A 17199-nucleotide genomic window follows, 5' to 3' on the forward strand; every position below is an offset into this window, starting at 1 on the left:
GGTGGCGAAGCTATTTGTTAGCTGCGGTTGGCTGCCATAAACGCTTGAGTATGCTGCCAGTCGACCACGCCCGCGTCCGAACCCATCCCGGTCGCCACCAGCGCGGCGACCGCGGAAGCCACCTCACACGCCTCTTTAACGCTTAGCCCGCGGGCCAGCGCGGCTATAAAACCGCCGCAGTAGCTGTCGCCGCAGCCGGTAGTATCAACGGCATCTACCCGGAAGGGCGCGATATGCTCGACGGTACCGTCGCGGGTCAGCAGCCAGGAGCCGTTTTCGCCATCCTTCAGAATGCAGGTCCCGACGCCAGCCTCGAAGAAGAAGCGGGCGATTGCTTCTGGCTGGGTCTCCCCGGAGAGATATGCCGCTTCTTCAAGGGAAGGCATAAAGTAGTCCACCGACGGCAGCAGCGGGCGTAGCAGCCCCAGGGTGCGCTCGTCGGGCGCAATTAAATCAAAGCTGGTGGTGACGCCGCGAGCCTTCGCCGCCTGCAGCAGAAGCGCGCTTTGCCCACTGTCCATCGCCGCCAGCAGGCCGCTGCCGCCGTGGTGCAGGAAACGGCAGTCAAGAGCAGCGTCAAATTGTTCCTCGATGACGAAAAGGGCATCGGAAGCGCCGCGGCAGTGCAGCGCCGGGCGCTCGCCGTTGGGACGGATGGGCAGGATTGTCGCCGACGTCTCCTGCTGCGCCGTACGCTGGATCAGCGAGCAGTCGATCCCCAGCCGCGCATAGCTGGCAAGGATAAAATCGGCTTTTTCGTCTTCGCCAAGACAGGCGACCGCAGCGGTGCGAATGCCCAGCTTTGCGGCGTTTATATTGGCCCCGGCGGCGGTTCCGGCGGGGTTAAGGCGGATCTGTTCAATAAAGGCCACCCCACCGCGCGGCGGGATGTCGATAACCGGACGTCCGGCGATATCAAGAATAGTCAGGCCGACAAAGACGGCGTCAAAAGCTGCCATAGGTGCTCCGCTTAACGATGGGTCTGGCGCAGACGCGCCTGCCAGAAGGAGAGAGCCAGCGCCACCACCAGAATCACGCCCACCAGCGCATCTTTCACCAGGTAGTTAAGCCCCATCAGGTTCAGGCCGTTATCAATAATCGCAAGGAACAGCACGCCGCCGAGGGTTCCGGCGATGCTGACCCGGCCCAGCCGGTTAAAGGCGGTGCCGATAAATACCGCGGCGATAGCGTCCATCAGGTAGGCCTGACCGGCCAGCGGCGTAAACTGGCGCAGGTTGGCGGAAAGGATAACGCCGCCGACGGCGCACAGCGCGGAGGCCGCCACCAGCACCCACAGCATGGTGCGGCGGTCGCGAATTCCGGCGATTCGCGCCGCTTCACCGTTCTGACCGATAGCGCGCACGTATTTGCCGAACAGCGTACGTTCGGTGATCAGCCAGGCCGCCAGCCACAGCGTCAGAACAATCACCACCGGCGTGGGGATACCGCCGATATTGCCGACCGCCAGATCGTGATACTCCGGCGCCATCCGGCGGTAGGAGATAGAGCCGCCGCCGTCGGTATAGATGCGCTCGGCGCTGCTGGCGATAAACCAGGTGCCGAGGGTGGCGAGAAAGGGGCGGATCTGGCAGATAAGGATCAGGAAGGCGTTCAGCAGACCGATAATTACGCCGCCGAGCAGCGCGCAGCCCACCGCCGCCTGCCACGGCAGATGCCAGGTCTTGAGCGCCACCAGCGCAAAGGCGGCGCCGAAATCCAGCGCCACGCCGACGGAGAGATCAATCGCTCCGGCGCTGACAATAAGGGTCATCGCCATCGCCACGATCAGCAGAATCGCGCTGCCCTGCAGCAAATTCGCCCAGTTATCGACGGTCAAAAATACCGGGTTCGCCCAGCCGAACAGGGCAATTGCCAGCAGGGTAATCACGCCGAATCCAGCCCGCGATAGCCACGCCAGCGGGCCGCTGCCGGGTTGTCCAGCCGTAGGGGTCTTGAGCGTCATCTGGCTCATCAGTTGCCTCCTTTATGTCTGACCGCAGAAGCTGCCAGCACCACGAGGATCAGGCCGCCTTTGATCGCGCCCATCCAGAAAATATTCACCCCCAGCAGTCCGAGTCCGTTAGAGAGCGCGTTGACCAGCACCGCGCCGAGCAGCGCCCCCCAGATGGTGACCACGCGACGCCTTGAGAAGGCCGCGCCGATAAAGGTGGCGAGGACGGTTTCCAGCAGCAGCGGCGTCGCGGTACCGCTGGAGCTGCCGGAGCCCTGGCTGAGCAGCGGCAAAATCGCCAGTCCGGCGGCGAACCCTGCCAGTAGCCAGACGATAATGGTCAAACGACGTACGTTGAGCCCGCTCATCTGCGCCATGTCGCGGTTGCCGCCTACCGCCTGTAAATGCTGGCCGAAGCGGGAGTGATGGAGCAGAAACTGAAACAGCGCAAAAACCGCCAGCAGATAAATAAGCGGCCACGGAATGCCGAACAGGCCGTCATCGCGAAAGGCCACCATTAGCGGATCGTTGACCGCGATGCGCCGCTGGCCGGTCAGCAGGTCGGTCAGGCCGGTGAAAGCCACCGAAGTCGACAGGGTCGCCAGCAGCGGCGGCAGGCCTGCTGCCAGCACCAGCGCGGCGTTGACCGCGCCGCAGGCCAGGCTGACGGCGATCAGCAGTAAAACCAGCACCAGGTAAGGGGTATTCCACTCCGCCATACCGAGACTGAGCAGCGCCACGCCGAGCACCGCAATGGCGGGTAGCGACAGATCGATACCGCCGGTAACCACATCGTCGCCGCCGACGGCAATCACGCAGACCAGTCCGAAGCAGAGGATCGCCAGCGGCACGCTTTGCACCAGCATCATGCTGATATTTTGCCAGCTTAAAAAGAAAGGCGACTGCAGGCTGAGCCAGACCAGCAGCGCGAAAAAGAGAATCAGGGGAAATTTTTCGATAAGCGTCGCGATGCCAGGAAGGGGGCGACGCTGGATATCAGCACTCATATCTGTTGTTCCTGTCCACCGTTAATCGTCACCAGCAGCGCGTCCAGCGTCAGTCCCCGGGTCGGGAGATTGGCAACCAGCTCGCCGCGCCACATCACCAGGATGCGGTCGCAAAGGCCCAGCAGCTCCGGCGCGTCGCTGGAGGAGACCAGCACGCCGCGACCCCGATCCGCTAGCTCGCGGGTACGCTGATAAATATCGCTGCGCGCGCCGATATCAACGCCGAGGGTGGGTTCATCGAGAATGAAAAGCCGCGCATCGGTGCCCAGCCAGCGGGCGAGAATCGCCTTTTGCTGATTGCCGCCGCTCATAAAGCGCACCGGCAGCTCCGGGCGGCCGGGACGGATAGACAGCTTTTCAATCCAGCTGAGCGCTTTTTGCAGCGCTTTGCCGCGATGTTCCCAGCCGAGGGTGGCGGTCTCAGGGAGCGAGGCGAGATTAATATTGTCGGCAGTGGAGAAGGGGAGGATTAGCCCCTGGTGGCGGCGGTCGCGCGGCACCAGCGCCAGTCCGTCGCGGGTAGCCTGATACGGCGTGCGCAGCCGCTTTGGCTGGCCGTCGATGCTAATCGTACCGCTGCGGGCGCGGCGCAGCCCGTAAAGCAGATCGACCAGCACGTCGCGCCCGGCGCCAAGCAGCCCGGCAACGCCGACGATTTCGCCCGGCTGGATATCAAAAGTAATATCGTTTAATTGCTGACCGTCGCTAAGGTGACGAACCGAAAGTACCGGCGCGGCGGCATCGACTTGATGGGCGCTGCTCTGCCGCGGGGTATAGAGCTGTTCGATATCGCGCCCGACCATCATTTTAATCAGCGCGTCGGTATCCTGCAGGAGTTCACGATCGGGGTAGCCGACGACCTCGCCGTTACGCAGTACCGTTCCGCGATCGCAAAGGGTGGCGATTTCGTTGAGATAGTGGGAAATATAGAGAATGGCGATCCCCTGCTCGCGCAGGCGCAGAATCGCCGAGGAGACCAGGCTGGCCTCCTGCGCTTCCAGCGGCGCAGTGGGTTCGTCGAATACCACCAGCTTTGCCGCGCCGTCGATCAGCGCCCTGGCGATTTGTACCAGCTTGCGTTCGGCGAGGCTGAGGTCGCGGATCAGACGGCGGGGATTGATTTCCAGCTGCCAGCTGTCGCGGAAAAACGCCTCGGTGACGGTATTCATTCGCCGCCGGTCCAGCGCGCCCCAGCGGGTACGATACTCCTGGCCCAGAAACACCGATTCGGCAACCGTAAAGTGCGGGATCAGATTGAGTTCCTGGTGAATAACGCGGATGCCGAGCGCTTCGATCGCTGCCGGGTTGCCGAGCGGCAGCGGCGCGCCGTCCAGAGTGGCGTTGCCGCTATCGGCCTGATAGGCGCCGGCGAGGATTTTGATTAGCGTCGATTTTCCCGCGCCGTTCTCGCCGATCAGACCGTGAATTTCACCGGGATTCAGAAGCAGCGTGACCGCATTTAATGCTGTCACGTTGGCAAAGCTTTTGCCGATCTGGTTCATCGCCAGACCAGCGGCGGGATTTGCCCCGCCGGAGGATTGAGTGATCACTGCAGTTCGCCATATCCCAGCTGTTTATAGACCGCTTTCGCTTCCTGAGGGCCTTTCACCGGGACCACCGGGATAAAGGTTTGTACCGGCAGATTCTGTTTGTCGAAGTAGCGAGCGACGTTATCGGCGGAGGTCTGGCCGATCAGGTGCGGCTGCTGGGCGACGTTAGCGACGAACGGGCTATCGGGCTCGGCCATGATCTCCAGCGTTTCCGGGCCTGCATCGATGGCGGTAACCTTGACGTCTTTATCGCGGCCGCTCTCTTCCAGCGCCTGGACAATACCGATAGCCGGCTGATCCCAGCAGGCAACGTGAATCGCATCGAGTTTGCCTTTCGGGTACTGGCTCAGCAGCTCAAGGGTTTTCTTACGCGCATCTTCCGGCGAGTTGGCAAACTGTTCCGCCAGCTCTGGTTGAATAATATGAATATCCGGGTAATCCTTGAGGACATATTTCCACTGATCATAGCGAATGCCGCAAATACGCAGGGAGCTGGAGAACGCGTTAAATACCGCGACATTACCCTTGCCTCCTAGCTCATCGGCCATATAACGACCAATGGTTGACCCAAGAGTGTAGTTATCGGAGGTGGTATTATTCACAGAATATTTTGAAACGTGGTCTACGGTAAATACCGGAATGCCGGCATCGCGCAGGGCTTTAAATTTAGGTTCAACCGAGCTGTCGCCCAGAATACTAATTACCGCATCGACTTTACGTGACAGTAAAATATCGTGATTATTAGCATGAACCTGGTTATCGCGGCCGCCGTCGACGCCGATTACTTTACCACCCAGCTTCTCTACTTCCTCAGTGGCGCCTTTATAGGCTTCACGATCCCAGAAGTGCTGGGTGCCGACAACGGCGATGCCGATGGTTTTTCCCTGAAGCGATAAGGTATCTGCCGCCAGAGCGTTAACGGAGGCAAGCGAGAGCAGACCCAGCGCGATGGGCAATAATTTCATTTTCTGCGACATTGTTATTATAGTCCTGTGATGGAGGTAGCTGCGAAGCAGTAGCATGACAATAACAGCCACGCAACCTCAAATACGAAATATGTCTAAGTTATATCAACAATGTTATATCGCAGATTTGCCTGAGAAAAACGGAAATTTATCACCTGCAACCTGAAAATATTTCATGATGCAGGTTAATCCCTTTTTATTTTGTGGGTTTAATTTACTTGCAACTCTTATTTATTCAAAACAGTATGGCAGCATTAATCATTATTACTGAACGTCTTTAATATATCGCATTATGCAATAATCTTAAGTTGTTTTGAGTGGCAAATGATTTTAATGCAGAAGAATGTATGGCAATAAGGGTTTTATATTTATGGTTCCTGCGATTTATTATACCGGCCGTTAGCGGGTGAGAAAAAAGACAAGATGAGAAAACAGCATAATCTGACCGTGATGCACTGGGGGACCTGGCAAGTCCAGGCCCGTGACGGCAATATTGATGCCGTCACGCCGGTACCGTGGGATAAAAATCCCTCAGCTATTGGTCAATCGCTCCCCGATGCGGTTACCGGCAAGACGCGCATTCGCCGTCCGGCGGTACGCGTCGGCTACTTACAACATGGCCCGGCATCCCGTGAGGGACGCGGCAAAGAGCCGTTTGTGGAGGTCAGCTGGGAAGTGGCGCTCGATCTGCTGGCCCGCGAGCTGAATTCAGTGAAAACGCGCTGCGGCAATGAAGCGATTTTCGGTGGTTCCTACGGCTGGGCCAGCGCCGGACGCTTCCATCATGCGCAAAGCCAGCTGCACCGTTTTCTCAAGTGCTTCGGCGGCTATACCGCCAGTACCAATACCTACAGCAGCGCGGCGGGTGAGCGTATTCTACCGCATATTCTCGGGCCGCTAAGTCCGCTGCACCGTCAGCACACCCACTTTTCCGAACTGGCGCGCGAGTGTCAGCTGTTCGTCGCCTTCGGCGGCCTGCCGCTGCGTAATGCACAGGTCAACGGCGGCGGCGCCAACGACCATATGCTGAAATACTGGCTGGAAAAAATGCAGGCGCAGGGGACGCGTTTTATCAATATCAGCCCGGTGCGCAATGACCTGAGCGCCGTGGAGAGCGCCGAGTGGCTCGCCGTCCGCCCGGGGACCGATACTGCGCTGCTGCTGGCGCTGTGCTACGTGCTGATTCATGAATCCCTGTACGACAGCGCTTTTATCGCCAGCCACACGGTGGGTTTTGCACCTTATCGCGCCTATCTGATGGGGGAGAGCGATGGCGTGGCAAAAAAGCCGGAATGGGCGGCGGCGATAACCGGTATCGACGCGCAGCGGATAGCTTCGCTTGCCCGCGAAATGGCCAGCCAGCGCACGATGGTCAATATTTCCTGGTCGATTCAGCGAGCGCGTCAGGGTGAACAGGCCTACTGGGCGATGGTGGCGCTCACCGCGCTGCTGGGGCAAATCGGTACGCCCGGCGGCGGGCTGGGATTCGGCTACGCCTGTACTAATCTGGCGGGGGCAGCGCGTAAGGCCTTTTCCGGGCCGCGTCTTCCTGCCGGGGATAACGCCGTAAGCAGCGTGATCCCGGTGGCGCGTCTCTCCGATATGCTGCTGCATCCGGGTGAAGCGTATGAGTTTGACGGCCAGCATCTGCGCTATCCCGATATTCGCCTCGTTTACTGGGCGGGCGGCAACGCGTTCCATCATCATCAGGATATTAACCGCCTGTGCGAAGCCTGGCGGCGGCCGGAAACGGTCGTGGTGCACGAGCAGTACTGGACCGCGCAGGCCAAATTTTCCGATATCGTTCTACCGGCCACGACTTCGCTGGAGCGGGAGGACATCGGCAGCGGCGGCCACGATGGTTTTATGATCGCGATGAGCGCGCAGATCCCACCGGTGGGCGACGCGCGCGATGATTACGCCATCTTTTGCGACCTCGCAGAACGACTGGGTTTTGCCGAACAATTCAGCGAGGGGTGCGATGCCGGGCAGTGGCTGCGGCATATTTACGAAGCGTCGCGGCCGCGTGCGCGGGAAGAAGGGATAGCGCTGCCGTCCTTTGAGGCGTTCTGGCAGCAGGGAGTGCTGGAGTACAGCGCGCCGGAGCAACCGCAGGTGTTTCTGGCGGATTTTCGCGCCGACCCGCAGCGCTATCCGCTCTCCACGCCGTCCGGCAAGATTGAGCTCTTTTCACAAACCGTTGCCGGATTTGGCTATCGCGAGTGCCCAGGCCACCCGTGGTGGGATGCGCAGGAAGCGGCCTGGCAGCGGCAGGAGGCGGCGCACTGGCCGCTGCATCTGCTCTCAAGTCAACCGCGCACCCGCCTGCATAGCCAGTACGATCACGGTAGCGTCAGTCGGGCGACGAAAATTCAGGGGCGCGAGCCGCTGTGGATGCATCCGCAGGATGCACAGGCGCGGGATATCAGCGAAGGCAGCGTGGTCAGGGTCTTTAACGCCCGCGGAGCGATTCTCGCCGGCGTGCATCTCAGCGAGCAGATTTTGCCAGGGGTCGTGCAGATGTCGACCGGCGCCTGGTACGATCCGCTGGACCCGAATGAAAAGGGGTCGCTGGATAAGCATGGCAATCCCAACGTGTTAACCGAAGATCGCGGTAGTTCTCGCCTGGGGCAGGGATGCAGCGCTCAGAGCTGCTGGGTGGAGATCGAACCGTGGCGGGATGCGCTGCCGCCGGTGACCGCTTTCGACCCGCCGAGGTTTATTGAGGGTTAGGTGCCCGGTAATTCCCGGCTTGCGGAATCAAGGCCCTCCGCGAGCGGGTAGCCCGGACAGATGCGCAGCATCGCCTCCGGGAAATTCAGCCACGCTGCGTTCTGCTCCCGGGGGCGGCGCAGGGCGCCTGCCCGGGTTACATGTTCACAGTTGTCTGCAGATCGGTAGCCCGGACAAGGCGCGTTACGCCAGCCGCGGATAGGCGCTGGCAATATCGTCGCCGGTAAAGCGGGCAATCCAGCCTTCCGGGTTGTCGAAAATGCGAATAGCGGTGAAATTTGGCTCCGAGCCCATATCAAACCAGTGCGGCGTGAGCGCAGGGACGGAAATCAGGTCGTTCTTTTCGCACAGAACCTGGAACACTTCATCGCCAATATGCAGGCAAAACAGGCCCGCTCCTTCAACGAAGAAGCGCACTTCGTCTTCCCCGTGAGTATGCTCGTTAAGGAATTTTTCACGCATCGCGTCCTTCTGCGGATTATCGGCGCGCAGGCTGATAACGTCCCAACTCTGGTAGCCTTTCTCAGCAACCAGCTTATCAATCGCGTGCTGATAAGCGGCAATGACCGTTTCTGGGGTTGGCGCCGCGCCTAAATCACGGTCAGCCTGCCAGCGCTCAAAACGTACGCCTTTAGCGTTGAGCTGCTGCTGGATCTCATCGGCGTTGGTGCTGTGCCAGAGAGAGTTTTGCGGATCTTTCACGGAAAAAATAGTTAGTGCGCTCATGCTGGGATTTGCTCCGGGTGAATATCATCAAAACGCTGAACCTGCGGATGGTGGCTGGCCGGGTCACGGTCGCCGCGCACCAGTTGTAGGGTACGGAACCCCGCCGCTTCTGCGGCATCCAGCTCCTGATGGATATCGGACAGGAACAGAATCGCGGCAGGAGGATGTCCCAGTTGCTCAGCAATATTGCGGTAGGACTGCACTTCACGCTTGGCGCCCACCAGGGTATCGAAATAGCCGTTGAATAAATGAGTAATATCACCTTCATCGCTGTAGCCAAATAACAATTTCTGCGCAGCGACGGAGCCTGAGGAATATACATATAAATCAATGCTCTGTGACTTCCATTTTTCCAGTGACGGGAGAACGTCCGGATAGAGGTGGCCGGTGAAGTCACCGTTTACATAGCCCTCGCGCCAGATAATGCCCTGCAGCGCCTTGAGGGCAGTCGATTTGCGATCCTCATCCATAAAGGTAAACAGGGTGGCTATAAGCTGCTCGGCGTTGGCTGCCGGCTGGGCTATCTCTGCGCGCAGGTTATCGAGAATGGACTTCACCGGCTCGACAAACTGCTGAGCGGTAACGAAAGCGGCCAGACGGTCGCGGGCATACGGAAACAGAACGTTGTGGACGAAGCGAATGTCGCTGGTGGTGCCTTCTATATCGGTCACGATAGCGCGGATCATGAGTTCTCCAGTGTGAGCGGTGGGTCGTGCTGACGGTGGCGTTGTGCTGATAGCTGTGTTTTCAATCAAAATTGAAATAACATTATCGTTTAGACGTCTAAGCGTCTTGATTGCCAAATATTAACATCGTGTTATAGTGGCTTCAACAACAGCATTACAAACGGTACAAAAAGAATGAGCAATAAGCCACTGATTCCTGAGAGTAAACTTCCTTCGCTGGGCACCACAATCTTTACCCAAATGAGCGCGTTAGCCCAGCAGCACCAGGCGATTAACCTGTCGCAGGGATTTCCCGATTTTGACGGACCGCGCTATTTACAGGAGCGTCTGGCGTATCACGTGGCGCAGGGGGCTAATCAGTATGCTCCGATGACCGGCGTGGCCGCGTTACGTGAAGCGATTGTTGATAAAACCGAAGAGCTGTATGGCTATCGACCTGATGCCAATAGCGACGTGACCGTCACCGCCGGAGCGACGGAAGCGCTTTACGCGGCCATTACCGCGCTGGTGCGTACCGGCGATGAAGTTATCTGCTTTGATCCGAGCTACGATAGCTACGCCCCGGCGATTGAACTGTCGGGCGGCGTGCTCAGGCGTATTGCTCTCCAGCCGCCGCATTTTCGCGTTGACTGGCAGCAGTTTGCCGCTACCCTCAGCGATAAAACCCGGCTGGTTATTCTGAATACTCCGCACAACCCTTCCGCGACGGTGTGGCAGAGAGAGGATTTTGCCGCGCTATGGCAGGCGATTGCCGAGCGTGAAATTTATGTGATTAGCGATGAAGTTTATGAACACATCTGCTTTGCCGCACAGGGGCATGCCAGCGTGCTGGCGCATCCGCAGCTGCGCGAGCGGGCGGTGGCGGTCTCTTCATTTGGTAAAACCTTCCATATGACCGGCTGGAAGGTAGGCTATTGCGTAGCGCCCGCAGCCATTAGCGCTGAGCTGCGTAAAGTGCATCAGTATCTGACTTTTGCCGTTAATACGCCTGCTCAACTGGCGATTGCCGATATGCTGCGCAGCGAGCCGGAGCACTATCGCCAGCTGCCGTCGTTCTACCGCGAGCGTCGGGACCTGTTTATTGATGCGCTGCGTTCCAGCCGTCTGGAAATTTTGCCCTGTGAAGGAACCTACTTCCTGCTGGCGGACTACAGCGCAGTCTCAGATCTGGATGATGTCAACTTCTGTCGCTGGTTAACCACCGAGATCGGCGTCGCGGCGATCCCGCTGTCGGTGTTCTGTGCCGATCCGTTCCCGCATAAGCTGATACGCCTGTGCTTCGCCAAACAGCCAGCCACGCTGCTGGCTGCCGCGGAACGTTTGTGCCGTCTGTAGCTATTTAACGGTCCACGCCTGAGAAAACTGACGGTCGCTGAACATCTCTACCAGACCGTTGATTTGCTTCAGGCGTAATACTTCGTCTGAGTCCATGCCTAACTCCTTGCCGATTTTCTCGTCCGACCAGCCAAGGTGCGCCAGTTCCTGAACGATTTCCGACATCGCATGAATCTGATGACGTCCGCGCGCCCGGTTGTGGCGAATGGTCGCGGCCATCAGAGAATCGCGTCTGGCGCTGCTGTTTTCCAGGCAGGTGACGGGGAGGTAGCCTTTTAGCTTTTTTTTCAGCGCGGATTTATCTTTGGCGAGCTCGTGGCGATGAAAACCATCGACAATTGCATAGCGTTCCTGCCCCTCCTTAAGCACTACGATTGGCTGCGTGAAGCCATCCGTATTCAGTGAGGTAAACAACAGGCGTTTTTCCGGTGGCGCAAGGTTATTTGGGTTGTAATCATTAGGCGAAACGGCTTCCTGTTTTACCCACAGTACGCAATCAACAGGTTGTGATTTGAACGGACTATATTCATGCAGAATCTGGCGAAAGGCATTGAGAGCATTAATTTTTTCTTCTTCATTTTCCAGCGATTGCAGATAGCGTTCTAAATCCTTGATTAATTGTCGTTGCATAGTATTCCCCATTGCTGGCGCTTTTTATTCATACGCTCGCGATAGCGTTTATATTGTTTGGCTTTAGTCGGGCTAAAAGAGAGCTGTCGACACCAGTAATCGTTGTTTAAAAGGACCTTGCAGATGCGGCGCCATGAAGGGATATCCCTGGAACCAATATCCGCCGGTTGGGTATCCGGAATATCCGTCATTCCCTTTTTTTGATACCAGTGGAGATAAACGGCGATTTTATTACGATAATGTTCCGCCGTTTTTTCCGGCATGCTGTCGAGTAAGAACAGAGCATAGCTTTTCCAGGTATGGTGCTCGGGTTTATCCAGCTTGCGATGACCGTAGAACTGATTATCGTGACCGGCATAAACTCCGCCGCAGTGAACGCCGCTGACGCGCTGGCACATCGCGGCCCAGCGTTCAGGCTCCAGCACATGATAGAGCCACAGCCCCTGGCGCTGTTCAGGGCCAAAGGGCTCACAGATACGCATATAGCGCAGCGGAACGCCGGCCTGGTACATCAGGTTATAGAGCGGGTTGTAGGAAAGGCCGCTTTTGCCAAACCAGGTCCAGATATCGGCGGTTTTCCAGTCGTAGATTGGGTAGATATACCACGCGTGCCCGCCTGGCGCTGAGGTGGTCCAGGGTTTGTCGTCGGCAAAACGCAGCTTTCGCTGCGAGGAGATGGTGATAAACCGATTAAGCGATTCATCCGCCCGGATGCCAATCATCACCGCCGCCGGACGGTTTTGTGAAAACCAGTCGGCGAATTCGCGAACGAAGGTTTCAAAACTCATTCCCGGCTGATAGAAGGGGAAATAGTTCGGATCGGTTATCGCATCCTCCGGCGGCTGGCGTACCCAGGGTGCACCGGGTTCCCAGCACTGCCATTCCGGCGTGAACTGGGTTAGCGAGTTCTGGGTGGTGAGAGGTAACGCGACCCAGAAAAATTGCTCAATAACGTCGCGATACGCATCGCGCATTTTTTCGCAATGGGTAATGGTACAGGAGAACTGCGCCTCCCAGTCAATAAACAGGACACAGATCTTTTTACCTGTCAGGCGGGCATGCTGCGCCGTGAGATGCAGCATCGTCGTTGAATCTTTACCGCCAGAAAAAGAGACGCAAACGCGGGAGAAGTTTTCCATCACCCATTCTATTCTCTGCTGACTGGCCTGCAGAACGGATTCTGGTAATGGAAGTTTAATAAAAGACACAGCCATTATTCCTTTAAAGCCAAAGAGACTGTGTAGTTATATCATATTAATTTCTTAATCAAGAGATTAGTTAGTATTCATATAATCAATGGAATTATTCTAACTATTCAAAAATATTATTTTCTTCACAAGTCCTGATGAATTGGGCAAAGTTGGGGTCATCAAGATTGACCTGATTATAAATCATGTAGATAGTCATGCTCGGGACATTGAACGAAGTCTCAAGAATTGTGAATTTATTTTTGAAACTTATCTGATCCAGAATGCATGTCGGCACAAAGCCAAGTAAATCAGTTTGTTGAATTACGTTAAGGATAGCGATGTATGAATCGCTACTAAAAGAGACTTTTTTGTCAGAAAGAATGCTGGCTGTCTCACCTTGAAAAGATTTAGTCCCATGATCGTTTGAAAGATAATAAGTAAATCCTTCCTCGAGTATGTTTTTTGTGGTGTTTAATGACGCCAGTCTTGGGTGGTTTTCACTGCAAACGAGTGAGATATCCAGCTCCTGAACGGGCTTACAGACCGTTGTCCGAGAGGATAATGGCGTAGTGCTGAAAACCAGATCTGCTTTGCGATAGGACAACAGGTTTTCGACGGACTCCCCGGATGCCAGCAGATCGTGATGTTCCACGTGAAGGTTTGGAGTGTCTAATAACATGTGAATTAAGCGTGTGGTTTTTAGGGTCATAAAAAGCTGTGGCGCATAAACAACAAGACGTTTTCTCAACTCAGACCGACTGGTGATATTGATAGTTTGCTCAAGCTGATTGAGATTTTTTTCCAGATGAAGATGTAAATTAACGCCTGCCGTGGTAGGAGTGATCCCTTTTCCCGAGCGCACAAATAGCGGATCGTTGAGCTGATTGCGTAATCGCTGGAGTGATTGACTGACGGCGGAAGGCGTAATAAATAGCGTTTCTGCGGCTTTACTAATGCTTAAATGCTGATATATGCATTCGAAAATAACGAGCAGGTTAAGGTCAAATTTTTTAAGATCGTAAAGATTAGCCATTATCAACGTCCTGTTAAGCTGGCAAGAAGAATAAAAAGATTATTGAATGCTTGCATTATATTCATCGCGTGATTATTCATTTTAAATTATTTAATGCTGAGGAGTACATTAAGTTTATCTAAATATATACCACAGTACCGCATTCCGCCAGATCCTTTTGTGTACTATTAAATCTGACGGAGGAGACTGTTTATGAACGGTTATCTTGCTCCATTGTGAACAGGAGTTTTTCTATATCTGAGATCACAATTGCTTGTTGAAGCGTATTTTCTTTATTCATGTAGTAAATGGCGGGTGCGATGTTGGCGCCGGGAGCTTCCATCAACTGCGGGTTAAAATTTAGTCTCGTATTTACTCTGGCTGAATAGTTGCGGGAATATCGATGCTTATTTTTCCAGCAAATCACCAACGGCTGCCCCATTTTAGTCTGAGCGTTGCGGGCAAGAATGGCGGCCTGACTTTTAGAGTTGATTACGCCAGAAGGCATACGACTTGCCCTGATTCAGGCCTGCAGATGCTGAGGGGGGAAGTAAGCGACTTCTTCATGGCTGTAAAAGGTAATAAACCCGGAAGAAAAGCGGCTTCAACATGATTATGCTCTTCAAAATCAATGAACAAGCGGAAGGAGCGGTAAAACCTATTACAGCCATAGGTAAGACCTGTAGCCGAGCGGATTGCCCTTTGGTTCAGTGGGTGATGTAATCCCCAAGCTGTTACATTAAGGTGTAGAGCGCAACACATTGCCAGCTACTGGCGCTGAACCTACCTGCGGGTGTTTCAGGTAACGGGGCCGCCTGAGAGGGCGGCCTTTTTACTTTTCAGCGCATTTAATGCGAAAAGTGGCGGAAGTTCGCTATCGCGTAGACAGGTTCACAAAGTTGTCTTGTTCCGGTTGTTAGATAACGCTTATTGATTCGATAATGCAAACGCATTGGTCGAGTCAGGAAAAGTTCGTTAACTTAGACCTCAACGAAAACACGGAGGAAGTATAGATGTCCTTAATTAATACCAAAATCAAACCTTTTAAAAACCAGGCGTTCAAAAACGGTGAATTCATCGAAGTAACCGAGAAAGATACTGAAGGCCGCTGGAGCGTCTTCTTCTTCTACCCGGCTGATTTCACCTTCGTTTGCCCGACTGAACTGGGTGACGTGGCTGACCACTACGAAGAACTGCAGAAGCTGGGTGTAGACGTTTACTCCGTATCTACCGATACTCATTTCACTCATAAAGCATGGCACAGCAGCTCTGAAACCATCGCAAAAATCAAATACGCGATGATCGGCGACCCGACTGGCGCCCTGACCCGTAACTTCGACAACATGCGTGAAGATGAAGGTCTGGCAGATCGTGCAACCTTCGTTGTTGACCCGCAGGGTATTATCCAGGCGATCGAAGTTACCGCTGAAGGTATCGGCCGCGACGCGTCTGACCTGCTGCGTAAAATCAAAGCAGCTCAATACGTAGCTTCTCACCCAGGCGAAGTTTGCCCGGCTAAATGGAAAGAAGGCGAAGCGACTCTGGCTCCGTCTCTGGACCTGGTCGGCAAAATCTAAATTTCCGTCTCCTTTACGCAATTGCTGCGTTGGCGTCGCCTGCTCACCCCGGTCACTTACTGATGTAAGCTTCCGGGGATTCCCAGGCTAGCCGCCTTGCTCTTGCGCGAAAGGCTTAGGAAATTGCGTAGTTATATCTGGGCGCATCTGCGCCCGTTTTATTCCAACACCATGATGCAAGCGCATTCAGGCAGCCTGAACGAGGCCGCTTGCATGATGATGTTTTAAGCCCAGGAGATAAAAATGCTCGACACCAACATGAAAACCCAGCTCAAGGCCTATCTTGAGAAGCTGACCAAACCTGTTGAGCTGATTGCCACGCTGGATGACGGCGCTAAATCGGCAGAAATCAGGGAACTGCTGGCTGAAATTGCTGAACTGTCAGATAAAGTCACCTTTAAAGAAGATAACAGTCTGGCGGTACGTAAGCCGTCATTCCTGATTACCAACCCAGGCTCCAGTCAGGGACCGCGTTTTGCAGGTTCTCCGCTGGGGCATGAATTCACCTCTTTAGTGCTGGCGCTGCTGTGGACCGGCGGTCATCCGTCAAAAGAAGCGCAGACCCTGCTGGAGCAGATCCGCAACATTGACGGTGATTTTGAATTTGAAACCTATTATTCACTTTCATGCCATAACTGCCCGGACGTTGTTCAGGCGCTGAACCTGATGGCAGTACTGAACCCGCGCATCAAGCATACGGCAATTGACGGCGGCACTTATCAAAATGAAATCACCGAACGCAACGTGATGGGCGTTCCGGCGGTATTTATGAACGGTAAGGAGTTTGGCCAGGGTCGTATGACGCTGACTGAAATCGTTGCTAAAGTGGATACCGGCGCGGAAAAACGCGCGGCGGAAGAGCTGAATAAACGTGAAGCCTATGAGGTGTTAATTGTTGGCTCCGGCCCGTCCGGCGCAGCTGCAGCCGTTTACTCCGCGCGTAAAGGCATTCGTACCGGCCTGATGGGTGAACGCTTTGGCGGCCAGGTGCTGGATACTGTTGATATTGAAAACTATATCTCAGTTCCAAAAACTGAAGGCCAGAAGCTGGCTGGCGCATTAAAAGCGCACGTTAGCGAATATGATGTTGATGTGATTGATTCCCAGAGCGCGGCAAAACTGATCCCTGCGGCAGTTGAAGGCGGCCTGCACCAGATTGAAACGGCCTCCGGCGCGGTGCTGAAAGCGCGTAGCGTTATCATTGCCACCGGCGCTAAGTGGCGTAACATGAACGTCCCCGGTGAAGATCAATATCGCACCAAGGGCGTGACCTATTGCCCGCACTGCGATGGCCCGCTGTTTAAAGGCAAGCGCGTGGCGGTTATCGGCGGCGGTAACTCTGGTGTCGAAGCGGCTATCGATCTGGCTGGCGTCGTTGAGCATGTCACTCTGCTGGAGTTTGCTCCGGAGATGAAGGCCGACCAGGTTCTGCAGGATAAAGTTCGCAGCCTGAAAAACGTCGATATCATCCTTAATGCGCAGACCACGGAAGTGGTGGGTGACGGTAGTAAGGTAACCGGTCTGCAGTATCGTGACCGCGTGAGTGGAGATGAACACCACGTAGCGCTGGCGGGGATCTTCGTGCAGATTGGTCTGCTGCCGAATACCAACTGGCTGGAAGGCACGATTGAACGCAACCGCATGGGTGAAATCATCATTGATGCGAAATGTGAAACCAACGTGAAGGGCGTTTTCGCCGCTGGTGACTGCACGACCGTACCGTACAAACAGATTATTATCGCCACAGGCGAGGGTGCGAAAGCTTCTCTGAGCTCGTTCGATTACCTGATTCGCACCAGGACCGCATAATTCATAATAAAGTAAGACAGACCTGCAC

At 55.2% G+C, this 17199-nt stretch carries 15 protein-coding genes; 4 read left to right on the top strand and 11 right to left on the bottom strand.

Going from position 1 to position 17199, the window contains the following annotated elements; genetic code table 11:
* Positions 1 to 17 precede the first annotated feature (17 nt).
* Genes GJ746_RS07480 through GJ746_RS07500 form a run of 5 tightly spaced genes read right to left on the bottom strand, consistent with a single transcriptional unit; the run spans position 18 to position 5485 of the window.
* Positions 18 to 959 (bottom strand): carbohydrate kinase family protein, encoded by a 942-nt coding sequence (locus GJ746_RS07480; RefSeq protein ID WP_154679629.1) that lies wholly within the window; start codon positions 957 to 959, stop codon positions 18 to 20.
* An 11-nt stretch (positions 960 to 970) separates the two neighbouring features.
* Complete coding sequence (locus GJ746_RS07485; protein WP_154679630.1) at positions 971 to 1972, bottom strand: ABC transporter permease; 1002 nt, start codon at positions 1970 to 1972, stop codon at positions 971 to 973.
* The gene (locus GJ746_RS07490) at positions 1972 to 2958 is read right to left on the bottom strand and encodes an ABC transporter permease (RefSeq protein WP_154679631.1); all 987 of its coding nucleotides are present in this window, start codon (positions 2956 to 2958) and stop codon (positions 1972 to 1974) included. The genes GJ746_RS07485 and GJ746_RS07490 overlap by 1 nt, the downstream gene beginning before the upstream one ends.
* Positions 2955 to 4460, bottom strand: a complete 1506-nt coding sequence (locus tag GJ746_RS07495) for a sugar ABC transporter ATP-binding protein (protein ID WP_195908846.1) — start codon at positions 4458 to 4460, stop codon at positions 2955 to 2957. The genes GJ746_RS07490 and GJ746_RS07495 overlap by 4 nt, the downstream gene beginning before the upstream one ends.
* A gap of 44 nt (positions 4461 to 4504) precedes the next feature.
* Positions 4505 to 5485, bottom strand: a complete 981-nt coding sequence (locus tag GJ746_RS07500; protein WP_154679633.1) for a sugar ABC transporter substrate-binding protein — start codon at positions 5483 to 5485, stop codon at positions 4505 to 4507.
* 411 nt (positions 5486 to 5896) lie between these two features.
* Here GJ746_RS07500 and GJ746_RS07505 point away from each other — a divergent pair, with 411 nt between their 5' ends.
* The gene (locus GJ746_RS07505) at positions 5897 to 8206 is read left to right on the top strand and encodes a molybdopterin-dependent oxidoreductase (protein ID WP_154679634.1); all 2310 of its coding nucleotides are present in this window, start codon (positions 5897 to 5899) and stop codon (positions 8204 to 8206) included.
* 183 nt (positions 8207 to 8389) lie between these two features.
* On the opposite strand, the gene GJ746_RS07510 is transcribed toward GJ746_RS07505, so the two are convergent.
* Entirely contained in the window at positions 8390 to 8932 is a 543-nt protein-coding gene (locus GJ746_RS07510; protein WP_154679635.1) for a 1,2-dihydroxy-3-keto-5-methylthiopentene dioxygenase, read from the bottom strand.
* Positions 8929 to 9618: an acireductone synthase gene (mtnC, locus tag GJ746_RS07515; protein WP_154679636.1), complete on the bottom strand. Its 690-nt coding sequence runs from the start codon at positions 9616 to 9618 to the stop codon at positions 8929 to 8931. The genes GJ746_RS07510 and mtnC overlap by 4 nt, the downstream gene beginning before the upstream one ends.
* A 189-nt stretch (positions 9619 to 9807) precedes the next feature.
* On the opposite strand from mtnC, the gene GJ746_RS07520 reads away from it, so the two are divergent.
* Complete coding sequence (locus GJ746_RS07520; RefSeq protein ID WP_195908847.1) at positions 9808 to 10953, top strand: pyridoxal phosphate-dependent aminotransferase; 1146 nt, start codon at positions 9808 to 9810, stop codon at positions 10951 to 10953.
* Here the strand turns inward: GJ746_RS07520 and GJ746_RS07525 are convergent, their stop codons facing one another.
* The 4 genes from GJ746_RS07525 to GJ746_RS07540 form a co-directional block, all read right to left on the bottom strand.
* Positions 10954 to 11583: an IbrB-like domain-containing protein gene (locus GJ746_RS07525; protein ID WP_154679638.1), complete on the bottom strand. Its 630-nt coding sequence runs from the start codon at positions 11581 to 11583 to the stop codon at positions 10954 to 10956.
* Positions 11568 to 12791, bottom strand: a complete 1224-nt coding sequence (locus tag GJ746_RS07530) for a phosphoadenosine phosphosulfate reductase (RefSeq protein WP_154679639.1) — start codon at positions 12789 to 12791, stop codon at positions 11568 to 11570. The genes GJ746_RS07525 and GJ746_RS07530 overlap by 16 nt, the downstream gene beginning before the upstream one ends.
* 103 nt (positions 12792 to 12894) lie before the next feature.
* Complete coding sequence (citR, locus tag GJ746_RS07535) at positions 12895 to 13806, bottom strand: DNA-binding transcriptional repressor CitR (RefSeq protein ID WP_154679640.1); 912 nt, start codon at positions 13804 to 13806, stop codon at positions 12895 to 12897.
* A gap of 190 nt (positions 13807 to 13996) precedes the next feature.
* Complete coding sequence (locus tag GJ746_RS07540) at positions 13997 to 14293, bottom strand: hypothetical protein (RefSeq protein ID WP_154679641.1); 297 nt, start codon at positions 14291 to 14293, stop codon at positions 13997 to 13999.
* Positions 14294 to 14798: 505 nt separating this feature from the next.
* Between GJ746_RS07540 and ahpC the strand changes: the two genes are divergently transcribed.
* On the top strand, positions 14799 to 15362 hold the full coding sequence (gene ahpC, locus GJ746_RS07545) for an alkyl hydroperoxide reductase subunit C (RefSeq protein ID WP_002894394.1): 564 nt from the start codon (positions 14799 to 14801) through the stop codon (positions 15360 to 15362).
* 243 nt (positions 15363 to 15605) lie between these two features.
* A complete protein-coding gene (ahpF, locus tag GJ746_RS07550; protein ID WP_154679642.1) occupies positions 15606 to 17171 on the top strand; it encodes an alkyl hydroperoxide reductase subunit F in 1566 nt (521 codons plus the stop codon).
* The last annotated feature ends 28 nt before the right edge of the window (positions 17172 to 17199 follow it).

The organism is Klebsiella oxytoca (assembly GCF_009707385.1).
GTDB lineage: Bacteria > Pseudomonadota > Gammaproteobacteria > Enterobacterales > Enterobacteriaceae > Klebsiella > Klebsiella oxytoca_C.